This window comes from Vibrio rumoiensis 1S-45, assembly GCF_000286955.2.
GTDB classification, from domain to species: Bacteria; Pseudomonadota; Gammaproteobacteria; order Enterobacterales; family Vibrionaceae; genus Vibrio; species Vibrio rumoiensis_A.
In genome coordinates this window covers 48,827-70,198 of record NZ_AJYK02000026.1, presented here as the reverse complement: position 1 = coordinate 70,198, position 21,372 = coordinate 48,827, and the positions used below count along the sequence as shown (strand labels likewise).

Sequence of the window (21,372 nt, the reverse complement as noted above, 5' to 3'; positions counted from 1 at the left end):
ATGCTACTGTCTTTATTGTGACTAATAATTGATTAGTCGTAATCAACATTGAATAAAGATTCCATATTCAAGCCTTGCTTGGTTAAGATCTCTCTTAAACGACGCAAACCTTCTACTTGAATTTGGCGAACACGCTCACGAGTTAAATTAATTTCACGTCCAACTTCTTCTAAAGTGGATGGCTCATAGCCTAAAAGACCGAAGCGACGTGCAAGCACTTCTTTTTGCTTAGGGTTTAGCTCATCAAGCCATTCAATTAACGATGATTTAATATCATCATCTTGAGTTGAAAACTCAGGATCTGAATTATGAATGTCAGGAATAATATCTAATAATGCTTTTTCACCATCACCACCAATCGGTGTATCGACAGAGCTGACACGTTCATTCAAACGCAGCATTTTGCTTACATCATCAACTGGCTTATCGAGTTGAAAAGCGATTTCTTCGGCGGTTGGTTCATGATCTAACTTTTGCGCTAACTCACGAGCGGTACGAAGATAAATATTAAGTTCTTTCACTACATGGATAGGCAACCGAATGGTGCGTGTTTGATTCATTAAGGCGCGTTCAATCGTTTGACGGATCCACCACGTTGCATAGGTAGAAAATCGGAAACCACGCTCAGGATCGAACTTTTCAACCGCACGGATCAAGCCTAAGTTGCCCTCTTCAATAAGGTCAAGTAGCGCTAAACCACGGCTGTTATAACGGCGAGAGATCTTAACAACAAGACGCAAGTTGCTTTCAATCATTCGCTTACGAGCAGCTGCATCACCACGAAGAGCACGGCGAGCATAAAGCACCTCTTCTTCAGCGGTAAGGAGCGGTGAAAACCCGATTTCACTTAAGTAAAGTTGAGTTGCATCAAGGCTTTTCGCTGAGACTTCATACTCTTCTTTCGTTTCATTTTTTGTCGAAACCTCTTCGGCTTCAATCGACTCAACATCAAATTCATGCTCATCGATGTCATTCATTTTGGTCACTGCATTGCTGATACTCATAAGCGCCTCCCCTTGGCGAATTAAGTTAGCAAGACATAACAACTTAATATGTCATTTATTGTAAGTAGCGTTCAGGATTCACTGACTTACCTTTGTATCGAATTTCAAAGTGTAAACGGACACTGTTTGTACCGGTACTACCCATTAAAGCAATTTTCTGGCCAGTTTTTACCGATTGCCCTTCTTTTATTAACAAGCGATCATTGTGAGCATAGGCACTTAGATACTCATCATTGTGTTTAATAATGATTAAGTTTCCATAACCTCGTAGCGCATTCCCCGCATATACCACGACTCCTGCTGCGGTAGATACAACGTCTTGCCCTCTTTGCCCGGTAATATCAATCCCTTTATTGCCTTGATCACCAACAGAAAACTTACTGATTATTCTGCCTTTTGTTGGCCACACCCAGCGCTCTACCTTGTCGTTTTTAGATGTAGATTGGGTGACATTATTGTTAACATTTTGTTTACTTTCACCACCAACATACTCCTTTGATTGAGATTGCACAACTGGGGAAGTTGAATCTTTCCTTTCAACTTTAGTCGTAGAGCTTGGCGCTTTTTTAGCAGGTGCAGAAGCGACTTGGCTATTTCCTGCGCCGGTTCCATCGAACGCTGGAGGCACATAAACAGGGCGCCAAAGATTCAACTTTTGACCAGGGTGGATGGTGTAAGGTGGCTTCAAATGGTTATAGCGGATGATATCGTTAACATCTTTGTCTGCCAGGACAGAAATAAAATAGACACTGTCCCCTTTTTCAACGACATAATAACTGCCTTTATAGCTGCCTCTGTCGTCCGTTAATGGCTGATAAGAACAGCCAGCTACAAAAACAAGTAATATCAAAGATGTAAAAATACTTTTCAGCAATACCAAGATTCCAATCCTACTTTTATGCTAACTCACCGGGAATAAGAGGCACAAACCTCACAACCTCTACCAAAGTAGAAAGGCATTCTCCATTTCGTTTTTCTATTTTTATCAATTCTTGATGTTCATCACCAATTGGCACAATCAAAACACCACCTTCCGCCAGTTGTTCAACCAATTGTTCAGGTAAATGTGAGGCAGCCGCTGTGACAATAATCGCATCAAAAGGACCTTTGGATGCCCATCCTTGCCAACCATCGCCATGTTTCGTCGAGACATTATAAATATCAAGTTGCTTTAGGCGACGTTTCGCATCCCATTGCAATGACTTTATTCTTTCTATCGAGTAAACATGGTCAACCATTTTTGACAATACAGCCGTTTGATAACCAGACCCCGTTCCAATCTCTAACACTCGACTATTAGCTTTAAGGTTAAGTAGCTGCGTCATTTTGGCAACAATGTAGGGCTGAGAGATGGTTTGCCCTGCCCCTATTGGTAATGCGTTATTATCATAAGCTTGGTGGCGCATCGCTTCCGACAAAAAATATTCACGAGGCAGCATTCTCATTACATTTAAGAGATGGCTGTCTGAAATGCCTTTTTGTTGCAAGAAACTCACCAATTGATCTGCTTTGATATTGTTCATATTGCCTGTTCGTTTTCTTAGACTCAATGTATCGATTAAGGATTGACCCAATCGCGCATTTGTTGCAACGCTTCATGCGCGGTCAAATCGACTCTTAATGGCGTGATAGAGACTTCACCTTTCTCTATTGCATAAAAATCAGTACCGTCTCCAGCATCTGCTTCTTTCCCAGGAGGGCCAAGCCAATAGACCTCTTGCCCACGCGGGTCAAGTTGTTTGATCATATCTTCCGCATGATGACGAGCCCCAAGACGTGTCACACGAGTACCGGCGAGTTGTTCAAGCGCAAGATCAGGAACGTTAACACTGATCAGATGATGAGCAGGGATCGGGCTTTTGACATGCTGTAGAATCACATCTTTGGCAATTTGCGCTGCGGTATCAAAGTGGGTTTTTCCCACTAACGAAATCGCAATGGATTGAACCCCTAAAAAATGACCTTCCATTGCCGCAGCAACGGTACCGGAATACAGCACATCATCTCCAAGGTTAGCACCATGGTTAATGCCGGATACCACAAGATCTGGCATTTCGTTTTTCATCAATTCATTTAATGCAAAATGCACACAATCTGTTGGTGTACCTTGTACAGAGTAAACATTGGGGCGAACTTGTGTCACTCGTAACGGTGTTTCTAATGTTAACGAATTCGAAGCACCAGAGCGATTACGATCAGGGGCAACAATCACAATTTCCGCAATATCAGATAAGACTTCTGCTAATGTGTTTATCCCTTGCGCATTCACGCCATCGTCATTACTCAATAATATCTTCATTGATTTCCCTATTTTTATCCCGATGATGCCTGTAGAAGGAGTGACATCCATCACCGGTTCCTAATTGACGATTAATTAATTGTTGTATACGCGCTCAATTTCTATTTCATTGACCACTTCACGTAAAATCGACGTAGCAAAGCTACCAGATGGTAACGAGAATGAAACTACAACATCTGAACCATCCACCTGCCAAGACATGTTATCCGCATATAACGCAACCGGACGACGATCATGGCGCATACGATTACCACGGATCAGTTTCATTAAATCAGGCTCAGCATCTAAAAATTGAGTTTCAAGTGCTTCGGCTTTATTTTCGGTTGGTAAAGCATTGTCGCCAGCTAATGCTGCTGTTAGCTGTAATACTTTTTCATTGAGCTGTTGCTGTAAAGTTTCAAGGTTTTGTTCATCAACTAGCAGCTGCTCATCATTGGTGTTGTGCACTAGATCGCCATCAAGCAACTGATGAAAGCATTGTAATTCAATTCGATGAGAAACAATGTGATTGAAAATCCATGAACGAGCCGTTGAAAGGTATAGGCTGCGTTGGTTTTGATTGCGTGTACGAACATTATCACGCCCCCAACGACGCGCTTCAGATAAATTATTACCTTCACGTCCAAAACGTTGCGAGCCAAAATAATTAGGCACACCTAACGATTTCACTTTCTCTAAACGAGCGACCACATCATCAACATGAGTCACTTCAACCAAGCGAATCACAAAACCATTACCGACTAAATCACCTGGGCGTAATTTTTTATTATGACGAGCAGTTTCAAGAATTTTCACACTAGGGTGTTGTGCTTCAAATGTTGCAATATCTAGCTCATCACCAATTTTAGGTAAATGAACACTTAACCACTGTTCAGTCACTGCATGGCGATCTTTCAAGCCAGCCCAGCTAATGCTTTTCGATGACACTCCACAAGCTTTGGCTAATTCGTTGGCAACATAAGCGGTATTTTCACCCTCTTTGCGAATTTTCACCATGAAGTGTTCACCTTCACCAGAGAAAGCAAAACCAAGGTCCTCAATCACTTGAAAGTCTTTCGCTTGCGCTTTTACTTTCGCTTGTGCCGTTGGTTTTCCTAATAGATAGGCAAATGGCGCTAGGATATCTGTCATGAATTCAATCTTATTGGTTAATTAGTAATTATTGGCGAACGATTAACGCAACCGCTTCACAAGCGATGCCTTCTTTACGTCCAGTAAAGCCTAGTTTTTCAGTGGTTGTCGCTTTCACGTTAATATTATCGATATCCGTCTCAAGATCCGATGCAATCGCAGCTCTCATACTTTGAATAAACGGCAGCATTTTCGGTGCTTGAGCGATGATAGTGACATCAGCATTACCCAACACATAGCCTTTTTCTTTAACAAAACGGTAAACTTCACGAAGCAATGCTCGGCTATCCGCGCCTTTCCACTTATCATCAGTATCAGGGAAATGCTTACCTATATCTCCGGCAGCAATCGCACCTAACAAGGCATCGGTTAATGCATGAAGTGCCACATCACCATCGGAATGGGCAATGAGACCTTGCTCATAGGGAATCGCTACACCACCGATAATAACAGGGCCTTCACCACCAAATTTATGTACATCAAAGCCATGACCAATTCGAATCATTATTTATCCTTGGTATTGAATACGTTAATTAGGATCCGCAAGACGATCCGTTAGAAAAAAAGCGGCTAATGCAAGATCTTCAGGTTGGGTAATCTTGATGTTATCCGCCCGACCTTGCACCAATAAAGGTGTTTGCCCGATGAGCTCCATCGCCGAAGCTTCGTCGGTAATATCACTACCTTGCTGTAATGCCTGAGATAGTGCACTTTCCAATGATTCTAATGGGAACATTTGGGGCGTTAGTGCATGCCAGAGCTGACTACGGTCAATCGTTTCTTCAATGCAATTGTGAGCATTTTTATTCACGAAAGATTGCTTCATGGTATCGCGCACTGGTGTGGCTAAAATACCACCTTGATTGGCAAGCACACATTGCTCAATGAGCTTAGTAATATCAGCATGTGTGATGCATGGTCTTGCTGCATCGTGAACCAGTACCCAAGGATAGTCTTGAGCATGATTAGTTGCCAAGTAACTTAAACCAGAAAGCACCGAATCGGCTCGCTCTTGTCCACCAGCCACACGAATCACTTGGGGGTGAGTGGCTATGTCTAAATCTGCAAAGTATTCATCACCCTCACTGATTGCTAAGACAACCAATTCAACCTTAGGGTGTGCGAGCAAACATTCTACCGTGTGCTCTAAAATAGCTTTACCAAGAAGTGGAAGATATTGCTTAGGGTGATTCGCTTGCATACGCTTTCCTACCCCAGCGGCAGGGACAACAACAGCAAAGCGCTGCTTATCCAGCGTTGTGATATCTCCCATCACTCATCATCCGAGTTAAATGTGGAATTGGCTTCATTATCATCACCGATAATTCGATAGAAAGTTTCACCATTTTTGATCATACCAAGCTCATGGCGAGCACGTTCTTCAATCGCATCAAGCCCTTGACGAAGATCGTCAATTTCCGCAAACATTAAATCGTTACGCTTTTTAAGGCTATTATTCACTTCTTGTTGCACTGCAATATCTGAATGCACCGCGTTATAGTCGATGATCCCATTCTTGCCAAAGAACAAGTCATACTGCAATGTGCAAAGTATGGTTATCAAAACTAAAGTAAATATCCGCATCATCTACTCGCTAAAAAAATCTTGCGCTAATGATACCTCATTCGATGGGTACGATCATAATTTAGCAAGTGAAAAGTTAGAAAGAAAAATAGGAAGGGCGTTTCTTGTCGCTAGGATAAACGTGACTCGAAAAAAGCCACAAGAAAAACAGATTCAGTAATCACGAACAAACAAAGTAACTAAGCTGCAAAACCGCCTTTCTTGTATTGAAAAAAATCCCCGCCAAGGCGAGGATTTAAGAGTAATGATCAATTCAATGAAGAATCAATTCAAAGTAATTGCTGTTGTAGCAAGGCGACAATTCGACTTAGGCCCCTGAGCATAGTTTACCTATGTGATGGGGGTAAGCCGAAGTAGTCAACGCCGCTACGGCTGCAAATACGAAGAATTACTGACCTTTTACTTCTTTAAGACCGTTAAAAGGAGCACGCGAACCTAGTGCTTCTTCGATACGGATAAGTTGGTTGTACTTAGCAACACGATCAGAACGGCTCATAGAACCCGTTTTGATTTGGCCTGCAGCAGTACCTACCGCTAGGTCAGCAATCGTTGCATCTTCAGTTTCACCAGAACGGTGAGAGATAACTGCAGTGTAACCAGCATCTTTCGCCATTTTGATAGCTGCCAAAGTTTCAGTTAGAGAACCGATTTGGTTGAACTTGATAAGGATAGAGTTAGCAACACCCATTTCGATGCCTTTTGCAAGGATCTTAGTGTTCGTCACGAATAGGTCATCACCAACTAGTTGAAGTTTGTCACCTAGTAGTTCAGTTTGGTGCTTGAAGCCATCCCAATCTGATTCGTCTAGACCATCTTCAATCGAAACGATTGGGTATTGGTTAGCTAGATCAGCTAGGTAGTGGTTGAACTCTTCAGAAGTGAAGATTTTACCTTCGCCTTTCATGTTGTAGTTGCCCGCTTCTTTGTCGTAGAACTCAGATGCTGCGCAATCCATCGCTAGAGTAACGTCTTTACCTAGCTCGTAACCTGCAAGCTCAACCGCTTCTTTGATTGCAGCTAGTGCCGCAGCGTTTGATTCTAGGTTAGGAGCGAAACCACCTTCATCACCAACTGCTGTGCTTAGGCCTTTAGCCTTAAGAACTTTAGCTAGGTTGTGGAACACTTCTGCGCCAATGCGTAGTGCTTCTTTGATTGTTTTCGCGCCAACAGGTTGAATCATGAATTCTTGAATATCAACGTTGTTATCAGCGTGCTCGCCACCATTGATGATGTTCATCATTGGTAGAGGCATAGAGAATACACCTGGAGTGCCGTTTAGTTCAGCGATGTGCTCGAACAAAGGCATGCCTTTAGATGCTGCAGCTGCTTTTGCGTTTGCTAGAGAAACAGCAAGGATTGCGTTAGCGCCGAACTTAGATTTGTTTTCAGTGCCGTCTAAATCGATCATTACTTGGTCGATTGCAGCTTGGTCTTTTGCGTCTTTACCAACAAGAGCAGCAGCGATTGGGCCGTTTACTGCTTCGATAGCTTTAAGAACACCTTTACCTAGGAAACGTGATTTGTCGCCGTCACGTAATTCAAGTGCTTCACGTGAACCAGTTGATGCGCCAGATGGTGCAGCAGCCATACCTACGAAGCCACCTTCAAGATGTACTTCAGCTTCTACTGTTGGGTTACCACGTGAGTCGATGATTTCGCGACCTAGAACTTTAACGATCTTAGACATTAATGTTTCCTCTCGTTCAATTTAAATATAAATGTCAAACTAATGGGGTAGTCGCACAACTTAAAGCCACTACCCATATCCCTTTTTACATCTTACTTTACAAGTTCATCTGTTCGTCGAAACGAACCATTTTCAATCTTTAATTATTTCTCAAACTCACCGCGCTGATGCTCACCAGCGGCTTTAACAAAACCTGCAAATAATGGATGACCATCACGAGGTGTTGAGGTGAATTCTGGGTGGAATTGAGCTGCCACAAACCAAGGGTGGTTCGGGTTTTCAATTACTTCCACAAGTTTCTTATCGGCAGAAAGGCCTGAAACTTTTAAGCCTGCTTTCTCAATTTGAGGACGCAGATTATTGTTCACTTCGTAACGATGACGATGGCGTTCATGAATTTGGGTGTTACCGTATAATTCATGTGCTTTGGTGCCTTTTTCAAGGTGACATAGCTGTGAGCCTAGGCGCATAGTGCCGCCTAAATCAGAAGTTTCTGTACGCTCTTCAACTTTCCCTTCTTTATCAACCCATTCTGTAATTAGGCCAACAACAGGGAATTTACTGTCTTTGTTGAACTCCGTTGAGTGAGCACCTTCCATACCAGCAACATTGCGCGCATATTCAATTAACGCTACTTGCATACCAAGACAAATACCTAAGTAAGGTACTTTGTTCTCACGAGCGTATTGTGCAGCAAGGATCTTTCCTTCAATACCGCGATCACCGAAACCGCCAGGAACTAAGATAGCATCTAAGTTATCGAGTAATTCTGTTCCTTTCGATTCCACGTCTTGAGAATCAATATACTTAATCGTCACGCTTAGGCGATTTTTCAAGCCCGCATGTTTTAATGCTTCGTTTACTGATTTATAAGCATCTGGTAGTTCAGTGTATTTACCCACCATACCGATGGTCACTTCACCCGTTGGGTTCGCTTCTTCATAAATCACTTGTTCCCATTCTGCTAAGTTTGCTTCAGGAGCAGTAATACCAAAACGAGTACATACCAAGTTATCCAAACCTTGTGCGTGGATCAATTGAGGAATTTTGTAGATTGAATCCACATCCTTCATTGAAATAACGGCTTTTTCCTGCACGTTACAGAATAAGGCAATTTTCTTACGCTCATTGGCAGGAATAATACGATCACTACGGCAAACCAGAATGTCTGGTTGAATACCAATAGAAAGTAATTCTTTTACTGAATGCTGTGTTGGTTTAGTTTTCACTTCGCCTGCTGCGGCCAAGTAAGGCACTAACGTTAAGTGCATGAACATTGCGTGTTCACGTCCTACTTCAGCGGCTAGTTGGCGAATCGCTTCCATAAAGGGCAGTGATTCAATATCACCCACCGTACCACCAACTTCAACGATCGCAACTTCATAGCCTTCTGAGCCAGCAATCACGCGATCTTTAATTGAATTAGTAATATGTGGAATAACCTGAATGGTTGCGCCTAAATAGTCACCACGACGCTCTTTGCGTAAAACATCTTCGTACACACGACCGGCAGTAAAGTTATTACGCTTAGTCATTTTAGTACGAATGAAACGCTCGTAGTGGCCTAAATCAAGGTCAGTTTCTGCACCATCTTCCGTGACGAATACTTCACCGTGTTGAATTGGGCTCATTGTGCCTGGGTCAACGTTGATGTAAGGGTCTAGTTTCATCATGGTCACTTTAAGACCACGAGCTTCTAAAATTGCGGCCAATGATGCTGCTGCAATACCTTTACCTAGAGAGGATACGACCCCACCAGTAACAAAAATGTAATTTGTCGTCATGTTTAACCTGAAGTTGGTTGAATGAGGGAAAATGGTTTTTCTGGATGGGATGAAAATATACCAGAACCCCTTTTCCGCTACAACGTGAAATCTATCACACTCGACTAATTTATTTCTTGCTTCAAATCAATTTAGCCGACGTAGACAATTTATCCCCTAAATAGAATAGCCAAAAAATCACAAATTACTTATGTGTTTTGCTTTCTTTTCTTCTTGTTTAACAAGCTCCCACGCCTTATCTAGCTCATCGAGTGGGCAATCAATCAAGGCTTTTCCTTTCTCCTCAATTTTAGTTTCCACGCCCCGAAAACGGCGTTCAAATTTTTTATTCGCTTTGGCTAATGTTACTTCAGGATCTTTACCTAAATGGCGGACAAGATTCACCGTCGCAAACAATAAGTCCCCTAATTCCTCTTCAATACGATTAGAATCGATGTTTGCTTGTAGCGCTTCTTCCATTACTTCATCAATTTCTTCATGCACTTTATCCACCACGGGACCAAGTGTTGGCCAATCAAAACCGTATTTAGCTACTTTTTTCTGGATTTTATTGGCTCGAGATAACGCAGGAAGAGCGACAGGAACTGAATCTAAAATACTGGATTCTTGTTTGCCTTGTTGCGTTTTTTCTTTTTGCTTTTCTTCCTCCCAACGCGCATTGAGTTCTTGTTCTGTGGTGATGTCTTCATCGGCAAAAACATGCGGATGGCGGCGAATAAGCTTTTCATTCAGCCCTTCGACCACATCGTTAAAATCAAACAAGGACTCTTCACTCGCCATTTGACTGTAAAAGATAATTTGAAACAGCAAATCGCCAAGTTCTTCTTGTAGATTTGGCCAATCTCGATTGTGAATGGCATCAACCACTTCATAGGTTTCTTCTATGGTGTGGGGAACAATCGAACCAAAGGTTTGTTTTTTATCCCAAGGGCAACCATTTTCCGGATCGCGCAACTGCTGCATGATGGTCAGTAATTGTTCGATTGAATTCGCTGGGGCTGGAATCGTCATTGGGTTGATTTTCCTATACAAAAACACCGCTCTCGATGAAATTAGCGGTGTTTAGTTTGTTATTTAATTGATAAACAATACGTTTTTATTTTAAGCGTTTCACACGCAGCACATCTTTGATTTGCTCAATCCTAGCCAAGATTCGTGATAAAACATCAACACTGTGCACTTCTAAATGGAAGTCCATAATAGTGATTTGTCGCTTATAATCGGTGCGGCTATTCATGCTGCTCACCTTTAATTTCTCGTTTGAGAACAAGGTCGTGATGTCTTTCAATAATCCACTACGCTCTAGAGCTTCCACCCGAATGGTCAAAATGTATAAACCGTTCGAACCACCGCCCCACACCGTATCAATAATACGCTCTGGCGCATGATGATTTAATTCACCTAGCTGCTCACAATCAGAGCGGTGTACTGAAATACCACGCCCTTGAGTAATGTAACCTCGAATCTCATCTCCCGGGATCGGCTGACAACAACGAGCAAGGTGAGTCATTAAGTTATCAACGCCTTGCACTACGACTGCATCTTTTCTTGGACGACTTTCATGTGCGGTTTGCGCTTCTTGTAACTTAGCAAGCGCTTGCTTGTCTTCTTCTTCCGCGGTCGGTTTATTAACCAAGGCATTAATATGATTAACCACTTGGTTAATACGTAAATCACCACTGCCGATGCCAACAAAAAGCTCATCATTGTTGTTTACATTAAAGCGCTTCAAAGCATATTTTTGAGCATCCTTTAATGTCGCACCAATTTTTAGTAGCTCAGCCTCTAAAATATCTTTACCCGCCTCTAGATTCTTCTCACGACTTTGCTTTCTAAACCATGCGTTGATCTTAGCGCGAGCACGACCAGAATGAACAAAGCCTAAGCTTGGGTTGAGCCAATCTCGTGACGGGTTTGGTTCTTTTTGAGTAATGATTTCAACTTGATCGCCCATCGCTAACTTATGTGTAAACGGAACAATGCGTCCACCTACTTTAGCGCCAATGCAGCGATGCCCGACTTCAGAGTGAATATGGTAAGCAAAATCAAGTGGCGTCGCCCCCATGGGTAAATCGACCACATCGCCCCTTGGAGTAAACGCATAAACACGATCATCAAAGACTTGGCTACGCAGTTCATCCAACATTTCGCCAGAATCGGCCATCTCTTCTTGCCAGTCGATCAGTTTGCGTAACCACGTGATTTTTTCATCGTAGCCACTGCGTGCAACCGTTGCACCTTCTTTGTATTTCCAGTGCGCGGCCACCCCAAGCTCCGAATCTTCATGCATTTGCTTGGTTCGGATTTGGATCTCAATGGTTTTGCCTTCAGGCCCTAACACCACGGTATGAATCGATTGGTATCCGTTGGGTTTAGGGTTGGCTACATAATCGTCAAACTCACTCGGCAAGTGTTTATATTTGGTATGCACCATGCCTAATGCGCCATAACAATCTTGTAGTTGATCGGCAATAATACGTACCGCTCGCACATCAAAAAGCTCATCAAATGCCAGATTTTTTTTCTGCATTTTTCGCCAAATACTGTAGATGTGTTTTGGGCGACCACTGACTTCGGCGTTAATGTTGGCCGCTTTCATATCTTGAGAAAGGTTAGTCACAAAATCATGGATATACTGCTCACGCACGATGCGACGCTCAGACAGTTGCTTAGCGATTTTTTTATAAATATCAGAATTTTGATATCGGAATGCGTAATCTTCTATTTCCCACTTAAGCTGACCAATACCTAAACGGTTTGCCAATGGTGCGTAAATATTGGCACATTCTTTTGCTGCCGCTTGTCGCACTTCATCAGGTTCATTTTTCACTTCACGTAAATTACAAATGCGTTCAGCCAGTTTGATCACCACACAACGGAAATCATCGACCATCGCCAATAACATCCGGCGCACGTTATCCACTTGCTCTGATGCTTCTGATTCGCCCATGCTGACATTGAGCTGCCCAATGGCGGCCATTTCTTCTACACCATCAATCAACTTAACGATTTCTTTACCGTAGACTTCAACCAATGCTTCTCGTTCAAATAAGCCAGCGGTAACAATTGGGAAAAGCTGAGCGGCCATTAACGTTGGGCGATCCATAGAAAGCGTGATCAATATTTCGATCATTTCACGCCCACGCCATAGCAGTAACCCTTTTTCAGGACTATCTTCAAGTAGCGCTTCACATTGCTGATACACTTGGGTCAGCTTATTACTGGTTTTACCGTCTTGATGTAAGCTTGTTATCCAAGTTTCAAGCTCAAATTCTTCATTCTTATTTAAATGTGCGCTTCTAACTGCGACCATTACATATTCCTGCTCATAAATTTAAAAACGGTTAACGGCAACAATGCATCTCCCCTCTTGCTGCCAATTCGATCAATGCTGATTAAAAAAGCTTGATTGAACGCGGTTTTTTGCCGCTTTTTTTCTTTCCATTAGAGGTCTTAACAAACAGTGCCATCGACTCTAGGTGGCTGGTATGAGGGAACATATCCATCATTGCGAGCTTTTTCAGCTCATAGCCTTGTTGGTATAGGCTTTGGCTATCTCTGGCTAAAGTGGATGGATTACACGATACATAGACAACCGATTTCGCGCCAAGTTTAGCTATTTTGTCTATTACACCCGTCGCCCCTGCTCGAGCTGGGTCCAAGACTATTTTATCAAAACGGTTTATAGCCCAATCGTTACGCGTAAAGTCTTGCTCTAGATCAGCCTGATGGAACTCTATGTTATCTAATTGATTAATTTGAGCGTTACTTCTCGCTCTATCGACCATCGCTTGAACGCCTTCAACACCTACAACACATTGGGCTTTTTGAGCCAAAGCGAAGCTAAAGTTACCTAAACCACAAAATAAATCCAGTACACGGTCGGTTTTAGTGACCTCTAACCATGATACCGCTTGCTCAACCATGGCTTTATTCACACCTTGGTTGATTTGTATAAAATCGGTCGGTAAAAAATCGATCTTATTGCCCGTCTCTACACACTGCAGCGGCTCACCAATTAAACAGTGTAGTTCACCACTATTTGGCAGCAAGTACATCGTCGCCTCGGTTTGCTTGGCAAAATCAATTAAGCGTTGCTGCTCAATATCAGACAAGTCAGCAGTATGCCGAAGTAGAACCGCTTTACGTTTTCCATCAAACACTAATTCAACATGTCCTAGCTGTCTTGGTTGAGAAAAAGAACTCAAAATGCTTTTTATTTCAGGCAGTAAGGCATTCAATGCGGGCTCTAACACCGGGCAATTGGTCACGTTCGCAATATGCTTACTGCCTTTTTCACGAAACCCGAATTGCAATGCTTGTTTTTTATTATCAAACACCAAACTAATACGAGCACGACGGCGATACCCTAAACGTTCAGAGCGAATTGTAGCGTCCAGAGAGATAGGTTTCTCAGAAAATTTATTCATTATTTGCGCTAATGATTCGGACTTCATTGCAATTTGATCATCATGCCCCAAATGCTGCAAATTACAGCCACCACAGGTTTGATAGTGCGGGCAAAAAGCATCAATGCGTTGCGAGCTTGGTTTTTGAATGGTGATTAACTTCGCTCGAATAAATTTACTTTTATCCTCAATCGGTTGAACGACAACCTCTTCATTTGGTAATGTTCCTTCAACAAACATAGGTTTTTTATTGAAATAGGCGATTCCCGTACCTTGATGATCCAGTTTTTCAATCGTCACAACTTGATGTTTATGACTGGTTTGAATGTTTTTCTTGGCTTGGTAAAAATTGGCCATTAATGATTACTACCTATGATTGCAAAGGTGAGGTTCCCAAGAAATGGAATTACAATTACGTCGTAAACCACTTGAGTCGTCAGCTTAATATTTAGAAAACTTTTTGTTGCCAATATCTTAATTATCCACGACAAAGATTGTCGAATAGCACTTAGTTGATTAAGCTAAGCGGATATATCAGCGAATAATGAGTTTATTTAGCAAAATTCAGGCCTATTTTAGGCTTAGATTGCAAGATTGTACTCGATAACGCTATTTTCCCATATCCAGACAGGCTTGTAATTAAAGAATCATGGCAAGTTATGGCTTACGCGCCCGCGTCATTACATTAACGTTAGCACCAACGCTGATTATCGGCTTACTTTTAAGCGCCTTTTTTACCTTCAATCGCTATCATGATCTTGAAACCCAGTTAGTAACTTCGGGTACCGATATCATTGAGCCTTTAGCCATTGCCAGCGAATATGGTATGACTCAGCAAAGTCGTGAAGCCGTTCGTCGCTTAATCAGTTACGCTCACCGTAAGCACTCTGATATTGTTCGTAGTATTGCGGTGTTTGACGCGCATCATGAATTATTTGTCACCTCAAACTTTCACCCTAACTTTCAATCACTGACATTTGATAAAACCAAACCTATTCCGCTTTTAAGCACCATAGAGCAATCGAAAACCAACCCAAGCATTATGATCTTGCGCTCACCCATTCTTGCCGAAGGACAATTTGTCGACCCAAACGGTAAAGAGATCGATCCGAATAAACCATTGGGTTATATCGCGATAGAATTAGATTTATCGTCATTACGCTTGCAACAATACCAAGAGATTTTTGCCGCCTTAATGGTGCTGCTGCTGGGCATTGGATTATCCGGTTTCTTTGCTTACCGATTAATGCGTGATGTGACCTTACCTATTTCACACATGGTAAGTGTTGTTGACCGTATTCGCCGCGGTCATTTAGACGTACGAATAGAAGGGAAGTTACATGGTGAATTAGATACCTTAAAAAGTGGTATCAATGCGATGGCAATGTCATTGTCTGAATACCATGTTGAAATGCAACACAGTATCGATCAAGCCACCTCCGATTTACGTGAAACCTTAGAGCAACTTGAAATTCAAAACATCGAATTAGATATCGCGAAAAAACGCGCTCAAGAAGCCGCGCGAGTCAAATCAGAATTCTTAGCCAATATGTCACATGAGCTTCGTACTCCTCTGAATGGTGTGATTGGATTTGCAAGACAAATGCTCAAAACAGACTTAACGCCTAACCAAGTTGATTACTTACAAACCATTGAGCGTTCGGCGCAAAATTTATTGTCGATCATCAATGACATTTTAGATTTCTCGAAACTTGAAGCCGGTAAGCTACTGCTTGAAAATATTCAATTTGATCTACAAGAGTCTCTGGATGAAGTTGTAAGCCTGCAAGCGCCAAGCGCTCATGAAAAAGGCTTAGAAATCACATTAAGAATTGATCCAAATATCCCACAAGGCGTGGTCGGCGATCCACTTCGCATTCAACAAGTTCTCACCAATTTAGTCGGTAACTCTATTAAATTCACCGAACGCGGTAATATTGATGTTGCAGCAGAACTTCGCTCTTCAAAAGACAATAAAGTAGAAATCCAATTTGTAGTTCGCGATACTGGCATTGGTATATCAGAACGCCAACAAGCACAATTATTCCAAGCATTTAGCCAAGCTGATGCCAGTATTTCTCGTCGCTATGGTGGAACCGGGTTAGGCTTGGTCATCACTCAAAATTTAGTCGGGCAAATGGGCGGCGAAATTGGCTTAACCAGCCGACTGCATCAAGGTTCAACATTCTGGTTTAATATCACGTTCCAGACATCAAACATGCCATTAGCACCGCAAATGGATACTTCTCCATTAATTGGAAAGTCGGTACTTCTGGTTGAACCAAACATACAGTCAGCCGCCGTAATTGAGCAGCAACTTACTCAGGTGGGAATTCATGTCACCTACCAAGCTCAATTCCCCGAAGATAAAACACCTTACGATGTCGTGTTACTGAATTTACCGCCGACCATGCAATATTCCCAAGGCGATATGTTTAACATGGTGCAAAAAGGATTAGCTTTAACTCATAACCTTATTTTAGGCGTACCGAGTACCGAGTTGGCACTGGCGGAAACTTTAATCAAACTTTACCCAATCCAATGCATTCCTAAGCCGATTATTCGTCGCAAACTCTTGCAATTAATGCTGCCAAATCAAGCTCAATCGACTTTACTAGCGGCTCCGGAATTACCAAGCAATAAAAAGCTGCCAATGCGAGTAATGGCGGTTGATGATAACCCTGCCAACTTAAAATTGATCAGCGCTTTGCTTACAGAGCAAGTGGAATTTATCATCACTTGTAATAATGGTGCGGAAGCCGTAGAACTGGCCTATCAACAGCCCTTTGACATCATTTTAATGGATATCCAAATGCCTCATATGGATGGGGTTACTGCTTGTAAGAAGATCAAAAATAGCCAGTTAAATCCCAATACACCAGTGATTGCTGTGACCGCTCATGCAATTGAAGGCGAACGAGAAAGGCTATTAAAAGCAGGTATGGATGATTATTTATCGAAACCTATTGAAGAGCATGTATTGCACCAAATCTTAATGCATTGGAACCCATATGCTGAAGAAGGCACAATAGAGAAACTACCACTCACCGCTGACTCTCAAAACACTGTGCCCCCAGCTCAAACTGAAAATTCAGCAGTACTTAATTGGCAAGTTGCATTAAAACAAGCAGCGAACAAGGTTGATCTAGCCAAAGAAATGTTAGCGATGTTGGTCGAGTTTTTGCCTGAAGTGGATCAAGCGGTTCAACACGCACTTGAGTCACCAACAGAGCAATCTGAAGCCTTGTTAGTCATTATTCATAAACTGCATGGCAGTTGTGCTTATTGTGGTGTATCTAAACTGCAAAGCCTATGTGCGACCATTGAAACAGCACTCAGAGCCGAGTGTTCCATTGAAGATATCGAACCAGAATTGTTTGAACTTCAAGATGAAATGGAAAAGGTGAAACAGGCGTCAAAGACGTATTTAACCTGACATAACAAGAAGTAATCACACCAGATTAGGAACTAATAATGATCGAAAGGATTCGAGGACTCTACCAAGGAAGGAACAAATCTTCAGCATACAAAGATTTAGTTTGGACCGTTGCCACCTCTTCAAACACCGCACTCGATATATTGGGACAAACTGAATTAACGCTTCAAACAATAGAAAAGAACTTACAAGAACTGGGCTCTGATAAAACAAAGATCGTAAGTGCTCAAGTGTATATTGCTAATATGGCCGACAAACCTTTAATGGATAAAGTGTGGTGTCAGTGGCTTGGTGAGCATCATGAGGATTGGCCACAAAGGGCTTGCTTAGGTGTTGCCTTAGAAGGTGATGTACTGATTGAAGTGAGTGTGACGGCGGTAAGAGGGTAACCTCTTACTGGAGGCTCTAGCACTATTTTCAACTACGACTCTAAAATCACCGTCGCCATCGCATAACGTTTCTCATCAGAAATCGACAAATGAATGTGCTTCACCTGTCGTTGATCTGCTAAAACAAAAGCTTGACCATGCAATGTTAATACAGGCTTTCCGAGTTCGTCATTGCTGATCTCAAAGTCTTGAAAGCTGACGCCACACGCAATGCCCGTCCCTAATGCTTTTGATGCGGCTTCTTTAGCCGAAAAGCGTTTGGCTAAATATCGGCCTTGCTGCTTAAGTGAATGAAATACAACTAATTCAGATGGCACTAAAATGCGCTCGGCAAAAGCAATGCCCGAGCGCTGTAGGCTTTTTTCAATTCTTTCGATATCAGCAACATCCGTGCCTAGCCCAACAATAGCCATGATTAACGACGAGCTTCCTGCATAATAGCTTTCATATCGGCAACAGCTTTCTCTAAACCATCAAATAAAGCTCGGCCAATAATAGAGTGACCAATGTTTAATTCATAAATTTCTGGCAATGCAGCAATAGGTGAAACATTGTGATAAGTCAGACCATGCCCCGCATTCACTTTAATACCTAAATCGTGTGCATAGCTTGCCCCTGCAGCAATACGCTTTAACTCGGCTTGTTGAACAACATCATTTTCAGCATCGGCATAATGCCCGGTATGCAGTTCAATGTAAGGTGCGCCACAGGCTTTTGCGGCATCGATTTGCTCAAGTGAAGCATCAATAAATAAAGAAACCTTGATGCCAGCAGCGCTTAATTTTTCTGTCGCTGCTTTAATCTTATCGAATTGCCCCACAACATCCAAACCACCTTCTGTGGTCAGTTCTTCGCGCTTTTCAGGCACTAAACAAACGTATTCAGGCTGAGTTTCAAGTGCAATACCGATCATTTCATCGGTTACTGCCATTTCAAGATTCATACGAGTTTGCAGTGTTTCACTTAAAATACGCACATCACGATCTTTGATATGACGGCGGTCTTCACGTAAATGAACGGTAATACCATCGGCACCTGCTCGCTCTGCAATTTCAGCAGCATGAACTGGATCGGGATACTTAGTGCCACGGGCATTTCTCACGGTTGCGATATGATCAATATTGACGCCTAAGTAAATCTGACTCATGTTGGGTAACCCTTATTTTAATATTTATTTCCTAGGAACTATTGCTATGAATAGCTCCCGACTTTTAAGTGGTTTGCTGCCAATGTATGGTTTTAATGCCATTCGTGTAAATCGCTTAGCAGCTTGTAATTGGGGTTTGGTTAAGAAACGTCGCTCACTGATCGCCACTAATTCATTACCAAGAAAGGTTAAGTTATCCTTTCTTACGCTTGCAATAAAGCCTTTTTGCTCACGATAGCGATATGTCATGTCATCTGAGACCGGTTCACCAGTCCCTGCGCAATGAAGAAAATCAACACCGTAACCAAGTGATGATAATAACGCGAGCTCAAAACGACGTAATGCAGGCTCTGGATTGGTGCATTGAGCCAACTCTGTGAGTGCTGCTAAATAATCATGGAAAAGTTCAGGGTAAGCCGTTTCGCTTTCTATCACTCGGGCGATCAACTCATTGATGTACATGGCAGAATAAAGATTAATACCAGTGAGCGGGATGCCAAGGCTAATCGGCTCAGCTTGTTTTAAGGTTCTCATCGAGCCTTTGCCAAACCACTTAAGTAATAAGGGAGTAAAAGGTTGCAGAACACCTTTTAGATTGGAACGTTTACTACGAGCGCCTTTGGCTAATATGCTGACTCGGCCATATTCTTCACTGAAGACATCTAAAATTAAACTGGTTTCAGTGTAAGGACGGCGATGGAGAATAAAGCAGCGTTGAAGGCCAAAAGCATCTGACATAGATTTTCCGTAGCTCGTGTTTCGAAAACTCGTTTCTCGATATTACCACCATCAAGAAACGAGTAACGAGAGTCGATTAACGATTATAAATCATCGATATAGCCAAGAGAACGCAATGCACGCTCATCATCGGCCCAGCCTGATTTAACTTTTACCCAAGTTTCCAGGTAAACTTTACGTTCAAACAATTCTTCCATATCAAGACGAGCTTCACGGCCGATGGTTTTAATTTTCTCACCACCTTTGCCAATCACCATTTTTTTCTGGCCTAAACGTTCAACCAAAATTAATGCGTTAATATGAAAACCATCGGTTTCAGGATTGTAATCGAAACGTTCGACTTCAACCGTCACCGAATATGGCAATTCTTCCCCGGTAAAGCGCATCAGCTTTTCACGGATAATTTCAGAGGCCATAAAACGTTGAGAACGATCAGTGACATACTCTTCAGGGAAGTGATGCACCGCTTGAGGTAAAGCTTGACGTACACGAGTACGAATGGCATCAGTATTACGACCTAACTTCGCTGAAATCGGGATGATGTCGACGAAATCCATCTTTTCAGACAACGCTTGCATGTGTGTCATCACATGGGTGCGATCTTTCACATTATCTACTTTGTTGATCAGCAAAATCGTTGGGAAGTTGGCATTACGAAGCTTATTTAATACCATTTCATCGTCAGCCGTCCATTGTGTACCATCCACAACAAATAACACCAGATTCACATCGCTAAGTGAGCTGCTCGCCGCGCGATTCATCAATCGGTTAATTGCTCGCTTTTCTTCGATATGCAGCCCGGGAGTATCCACATAAATCGCTTGGAAAGCGCCTTCGGTATCCACACCCATAATACGGTGACGCGTGGTCTGTGGCTTACGGGAAGTAATGGAAATCTTTTGGCCCAACAAATGATTCAACAGCGTTGATTTACCCACATTTGGGCGACCAACAATGGCGATGAAACCACAATGCTGCTCACTTTCATCAATTTCAACACTGTCTTGCTGTGAAGGTTGAGCTTCTCCGGCAAAGTAGGCATCAAGATCGAATTCTGGTTGGTCATTATTGCTATCGTTATTATTTGCCATTAGTTAATACTCCTAGCGCAAGTTCCGCAGCGGCCTGTTCAGCTTTACGACGACTTGTTCCTTTACCGACGATCACATCAGAAACACCTGTAATTTCACAAGAAACGGTGAATTCTTGATTGTGTGCTTCACCTTTAATGTTTGCTACCGTGTAAACAGGTAAAGGTTTACGGCGACCTTGTAAAAACTCCTGCAAGCGCGTTTTAGGATCTTTTTGCGATACACCCGGTTGAATCTCTTCCAAACGAGAGTCGTACCACGCCAGCACAACGCGTCGAACGACTTCGATATCACTATCGAGGTAACAAGCACCAATTATCGCTTCTACGGCGTCAGCAAGGATTGAATCACGGCGGAAACCACCACTTTTCAACTCACCTGGACCTAATTTTAAGTAGTCACCCAGCTCAAACTCTCTTCCTAGTTGAGCAAGCGTATGCCCTCTAACCAAGGTCGCACGCATGCGGCTCATGTCTCCTTCATTGATATTCGGGAAACGATGGTAGAGTTCATCTGCAATAACAAAACTTAAAATTGAATCGCCCAAAAATTCTAAACGTTCATTATGTTTGCTATTCGCACTGCGATGAGTCAGTGCGAGGTGCAAAAAGTTGACATCATTAAATTGATAGCCAACTTTCTTTTGTAATCTTTCTATCTGAGAATTCATGCT

General features: G+C 42.5%; 20 protein-coding genes. 2 read left to right on the top strand and 18 right to left on the bottom strand.

The window, feature by feature from the left end:
* Positions 1–32 precede the first annotated feature (32 nt).
* The 13 genes from rpoS to rlmD all read right to left on the bottom strand — a co-directional run bounded on the left by rpoS (position 33) and on the right by rlmD (position 14,255).
* The gene (rpoS, locus tag A1QC_RS04095) at positions 33–1,004 is read right to left on the bottom strand and encodes an RNA polymerase sigma factor RpoS (RefSeq protein WP_017024205.1); all 972 of its coding nucleotides are present in this window, start codon (positions 1,002–1,004) and stop codon (positions 33–35) included.
* 55 nt (positions 1,005–1,059) lie between these two features.
* Positions 1,060–1,887 (bottom strand): peptidoglycan DD-metalloendopeptidase family protein, encoded by an 828-nt coding sequence (locus tag A1QC_RS04090; RefSeq protein WP_431305837.1) that lies wholly within the window; start codon positions 1,885–1,887, stop codon positions 1,060–1,062.
* Positions 1,888–1,900: 13 nt separating this feature from the next.
* Complete coding sequence (locus tag A1QC_RS04085) at positions 1,901–2,527, bottom strand: protein-L-isoaspartate(D-aspartate) O-methyltransferase (RefSeq protein ID WP_017024203.1); 627 nt, start codon at positions 2,525–2,527, stop codon at positions 1,901–1,903.
* Positions 2,528–2,562: 35 nt separating this feature from the next.
* Positions 2,563–3,303 carry a 5'/3'-nucleotidase SurE gene (gene surE / locus A1QC_RS04080; RefSeq protein WP_026025705.1) on the bottom strand — a complete coding sequence of 247 codons (741 nt, stop codon included), beginning with the start codon at positions 3,301–3,303 and terminating at the stop codon, positions 2,563–2,565.
* Positions 3,304–3,378: 75 nt separating this feature from the next.
* Positions 3,379–4,434 (bottom strand): tRNA pseudouridine(13) synthase TruD, encoded by a 1,056-nt coding sequence (gene truD, locus A1QC_RS04075; protein ID WP_017024201.1) that lies wholly within the window; start codon positions 4,432–4,434, stop codon positions 3,379–3,381.
* Between the two features lie 28 nt (positions 4,435–4,462).
* A complete protein-coding gene (ispF, locus tag A1QC_RS04070; protein WP_017024200.1) occupies positions 4,463–4,939 on the bottom strand; it encodes a 2-C-methyl-D-erythritol 2,4-cyclodiphosphate synthase in 477 nt (158 codons plus the stop codon).
* Between the two features lie 24 nt (positions 4,940–4,963).
* Complete coding sequence (gene ispD, locus A1QC_RS04065) at positions 4,964–5,707, bottom strand: 2-C-methyl-D-erythritol 4-phosphate cytidylyltransferase (protein WP_017024199.1); 744 nt, start codon at positions 5,705–5,707, stop codon at positions 4,964–4,966.
* Positions 5,707–6,018, bottom strand: coding sequence for a cell division protein FtsB (gene ftsB, locus A1QC_RS04060; RefSeq protein ID WP_039836191.1), 312 nt, complete (start codon positions 6,016–6,018; stop codon positions 5,707–5,709). Before ftsB ends, ispD begins: the two co-directional genes overlap by 1 nt.
* A 388-nt stretch (positions 6,019–6,406) precedes the next feature.
* Entirely contained in the window at positions 6,407–7,705 is a 1,299-nt protein-coding gene (gene eno, locus A1QC_RS04055) for a phosphopyruvate hydratase (RefSeq protein ID WP_017024196.1), read from the bottom strand.
* A 143-nt stretch (positions 7,706–7,848) separates the two neighbouring features.
* Positions 7,849–9,489 (bottom strand): CTP synthase, encoded by a 1,641-nt coding sequence (locus A1QC_RS04050; protein ID WP_017024195.1) that lies wholly within the window; start codon positions 9,487–9,489, stop codon positions 7,849–7,851.
* Positions 9,490–9,666: 177 nt separating this feature from the next.
* Positions 9,667–10,500: a nucleoside triphosphate pyrophosphohydrolase gene (mazG, locus tag A1QC_RS04045; protein WP_017024194.1), complete on the bottom strand. Its 834-nt coding sequence runs from the start codon at positions 10,498–10,500 to the stop codon at positions 9,667–9,669.
* Positions 10,501–10,585: 85 nt separating this feature from the next.
* A complete protein-coding gene (gene relA, locus A1QC_RS04040) occupies positions 10,586–12,802 on the bottom strand; it encodes a GTP diphosphokinase (protein WP_017024193.1) in 2,217 nt (738 codons plus the stop codon).
* Positions 12,803–12,884: 82 nt separating this feature from the next.
* Positions 12,885–14,255: a 23S rRNA (uracil(1939)-C(5))-methyltransferase RlmD gene (gene rlmD, locus A1QC_RS04035; protein WP_017024192.1), complete on the bottom strand. Its 1,371-nt coding sequence runs from the start codon at positions 14,253–14,255 to the stop codon at positions 12,885–12,887.
* A 292-nt stretch (positions 14,256–14,547) separates the two neighbouring features.
* On the opposite strand from rlmD, the gene barA reads away from it, so the two are divergent.
* Both barA and A1QC_RS04025 read left to right on the top strand, forming a co-directional pair.
* On the top strand, positions 14,548–17,334 hold the full coding sequence (barA, locus tag A1QC_RS04030; protein WP_017024191.1) for a two-component sensor histidine kinase BarA: 2,787 nt from the start codon (positions 14,548–14,550) through the stop codon (positions 17,332–17,334).
* A 38-nt stretch (positions 17,335–17,372) separates the two neighbouring features.
* Entirely contained in the window at positions 17,373–17,723 is a 351-nt protein-coding gene (locus A1QC_RS04025; protein ID WP_017024190.1) for a RidA family protein, read from the top strand.
* 32 nt (positions 17,724–17,755) lie between these two features.
* Here the strand turns inward: A1QC_RS04025 and acpS are convergent, their stop codons facing one another.
* The 5 genes from acpS to rnc form a co-directional block, all read right to left on the bottom strand.
* Entirely contained in the window at positions 17,756–18,136 is a 381-nt protein-coding gene (acpS, locus tag A1QC_RS04020; RefSeq protein WP_017024189.1) for a holo-ACP synthase, read from the bottom strand.
* Positions 18,137–18,138: 2 nt separating this feature from the next.
* Positions 18,139–18,870 (bottom strand): pyridoxine 5'-phosphate synthase, encoded by a 732-nt coding sequence (gene pdxJ, locus A1QC_RS04015; protein WP_017024188.1) that lies wholly within the window; start codon positions 18,868–18,870, stop codon positions 18,139–18,141.
* 24 nt (positions 18,871–18,894) lie between these two features.
* The gene (gene recO, locus A1QC_RS04010; protein WP_017024187.1) at positions 18,895–19,608 is read right to left on the bottom strand and encodes a DNA repair protein RecO; all 714 of its coding nucleotides are present in this window, start codon (positions 19,606–19,608) and stop codon (positions 18,895–18,897) included.
* A gap of 83 nt (positions 19,609–19,691) precedes the next feature.
* Positions 19,692–20,699, bottom strand: coding sequence for a GTPase Era (era, locus tag A1QC_RS04005; protein WP_017024186.1), 1,008 nt, complete (start codon positions 20,697–20,699; stop codon positions 19,692–19,694).
* Entirely contained in the window at positions 20,689–21,369 is a 681-nt protein-coding gene (gene rnc, locus A1QC_RS04000; protein WP_017024185.1) for a ribonuclease III, read from the bottom strand. The genes era and rnc overlap by 11 nt, the downstream gene beginning before the upstream one ends.
* Positions 21,370–21,372 lie beyond the last annotated feature (3 nt).

Bases quoted from the DNA above. Each gene is read 5' to 3' on its own strand.
- ispD (WP_017024199.1), bottom strand. From the start codon at position 5,707: ATGGGAGATATCACAACGCTGGATAAGCAGCGCTTTGCTGTTGTTGTC.
- pdxJ (WP_017024188.1), bottom strand. From the start codon at position 18,870: ATGAGTCAGATTTACTTAGGCGTCAATATTGATCATATCGCAACCGTG.
- eno (WP_017024196.1), bottom strand. From the start codon at position 7,705: ATGTCTAAGATCGTTAAAGTTCTAGGTCGCGAAATCATCGACTCACGT.
- ispF (WP_017024200.1), bottom strand. From the start codon at position 4,939: ATGATTCGAATTGGTCATGGCTTTGATGTACATAAATTTGGTGGTGAA.
- rlmD (WP_017024192.1), bottom strand. From the start codon at position 14,255: ATGGCCAATTTTTACCAAGCCAAGAAAAACATTCAAACCAGTCATAAA.
- rpoS (WP_017024205.1), bottom strand. From the start codon at position 1,004: ATGAGTATCAGCAATGCAGTGACCAAAATGAATGACATCGATGAGCAT.
- A1QC_RS04085 (WP_017024203.1), bottom strand. From the start codon at position 2,527: ATGAACAATATCAAAGCAGATCAATTGGTGAGTTTCTTGCAACAAAAA.
- barA (WP_017024191.1), top strand. From the start codon at position 14,548: ATGGCAAGTTATGGCTTACGCGCCCGCGTCATTACATTAACGTTAGCA.
- recO (WP_017024187.1), bottom strand. From the start codon at position 19,608: ATGTCAGATGCTTTTGGCCTTCAACGCTGCTTTATTCTCCATCGCCGT.
- ftsB (WP_039836191.1), bottom strand. From the start codon at position 6,018: ATGCGGATATTTACTTTAGTTTTGATAACCATACTTTGCACATTGCAG.
- A1QC_RS04025 (WP_017024190.1), top strand. From the start codon at position 17,373: ATGATCGAAAGGATTCGAGGACTCTACCAAGGAAGGAACAAATCTTCA.
- A1QC_RS04050 (WP_017024195.1), bottom strand. From the start codon at position 9,489: ATGACGACAAATTACATTTTTGTTACTGGTGGGGTCGTATCCTCTCTA.
- truD (WP_017024201.1), bottom strand. From the start codon at position 4,434: ATGACAGATATCCTAGCGCCATTTGCCTATCTATTAGGAAAACCAACG.
- acpS (WP_017024189.1), bottom strand. From the start codon at position 18,136: ATGGCTATTGTTGGGCTAGGCACGGATGTTGCTGATATCGAAAGAATT.
- rnc (WP_017024185.1), bottom strand. From the start codon at position 21,369: ATGAATTCTCAGATAGAAAGATTACAAAAGAAAGTTGGCTATCAATTT.
- surE (WP_026025705.1), bottom strand. From the start codon at position 3,303: ATGAAGATATTATTGAGTAATGACGATGGCGTGAATGCGCAAGGGATA.
- relA (WP_017024193.1), bottom strand. From the start codon at position 12,802: ATGGTCGCAGTTAGAAGCGCACATTTAAATAAGAATGAAGAATTTGAG.
- mazG (WP_017024194.1), bottom strand. From the start codon at position 10,500: ATGACGATTCCAGCCCCAGCGAATTCAATCGAACAATTACTGACCATC.
- era (WP_017024186.1), bottom strand. From the start codon at position 20,699: ATGGCAAATAATAACGATAGCAATAATGACCAACCAGAATTCGATCTT.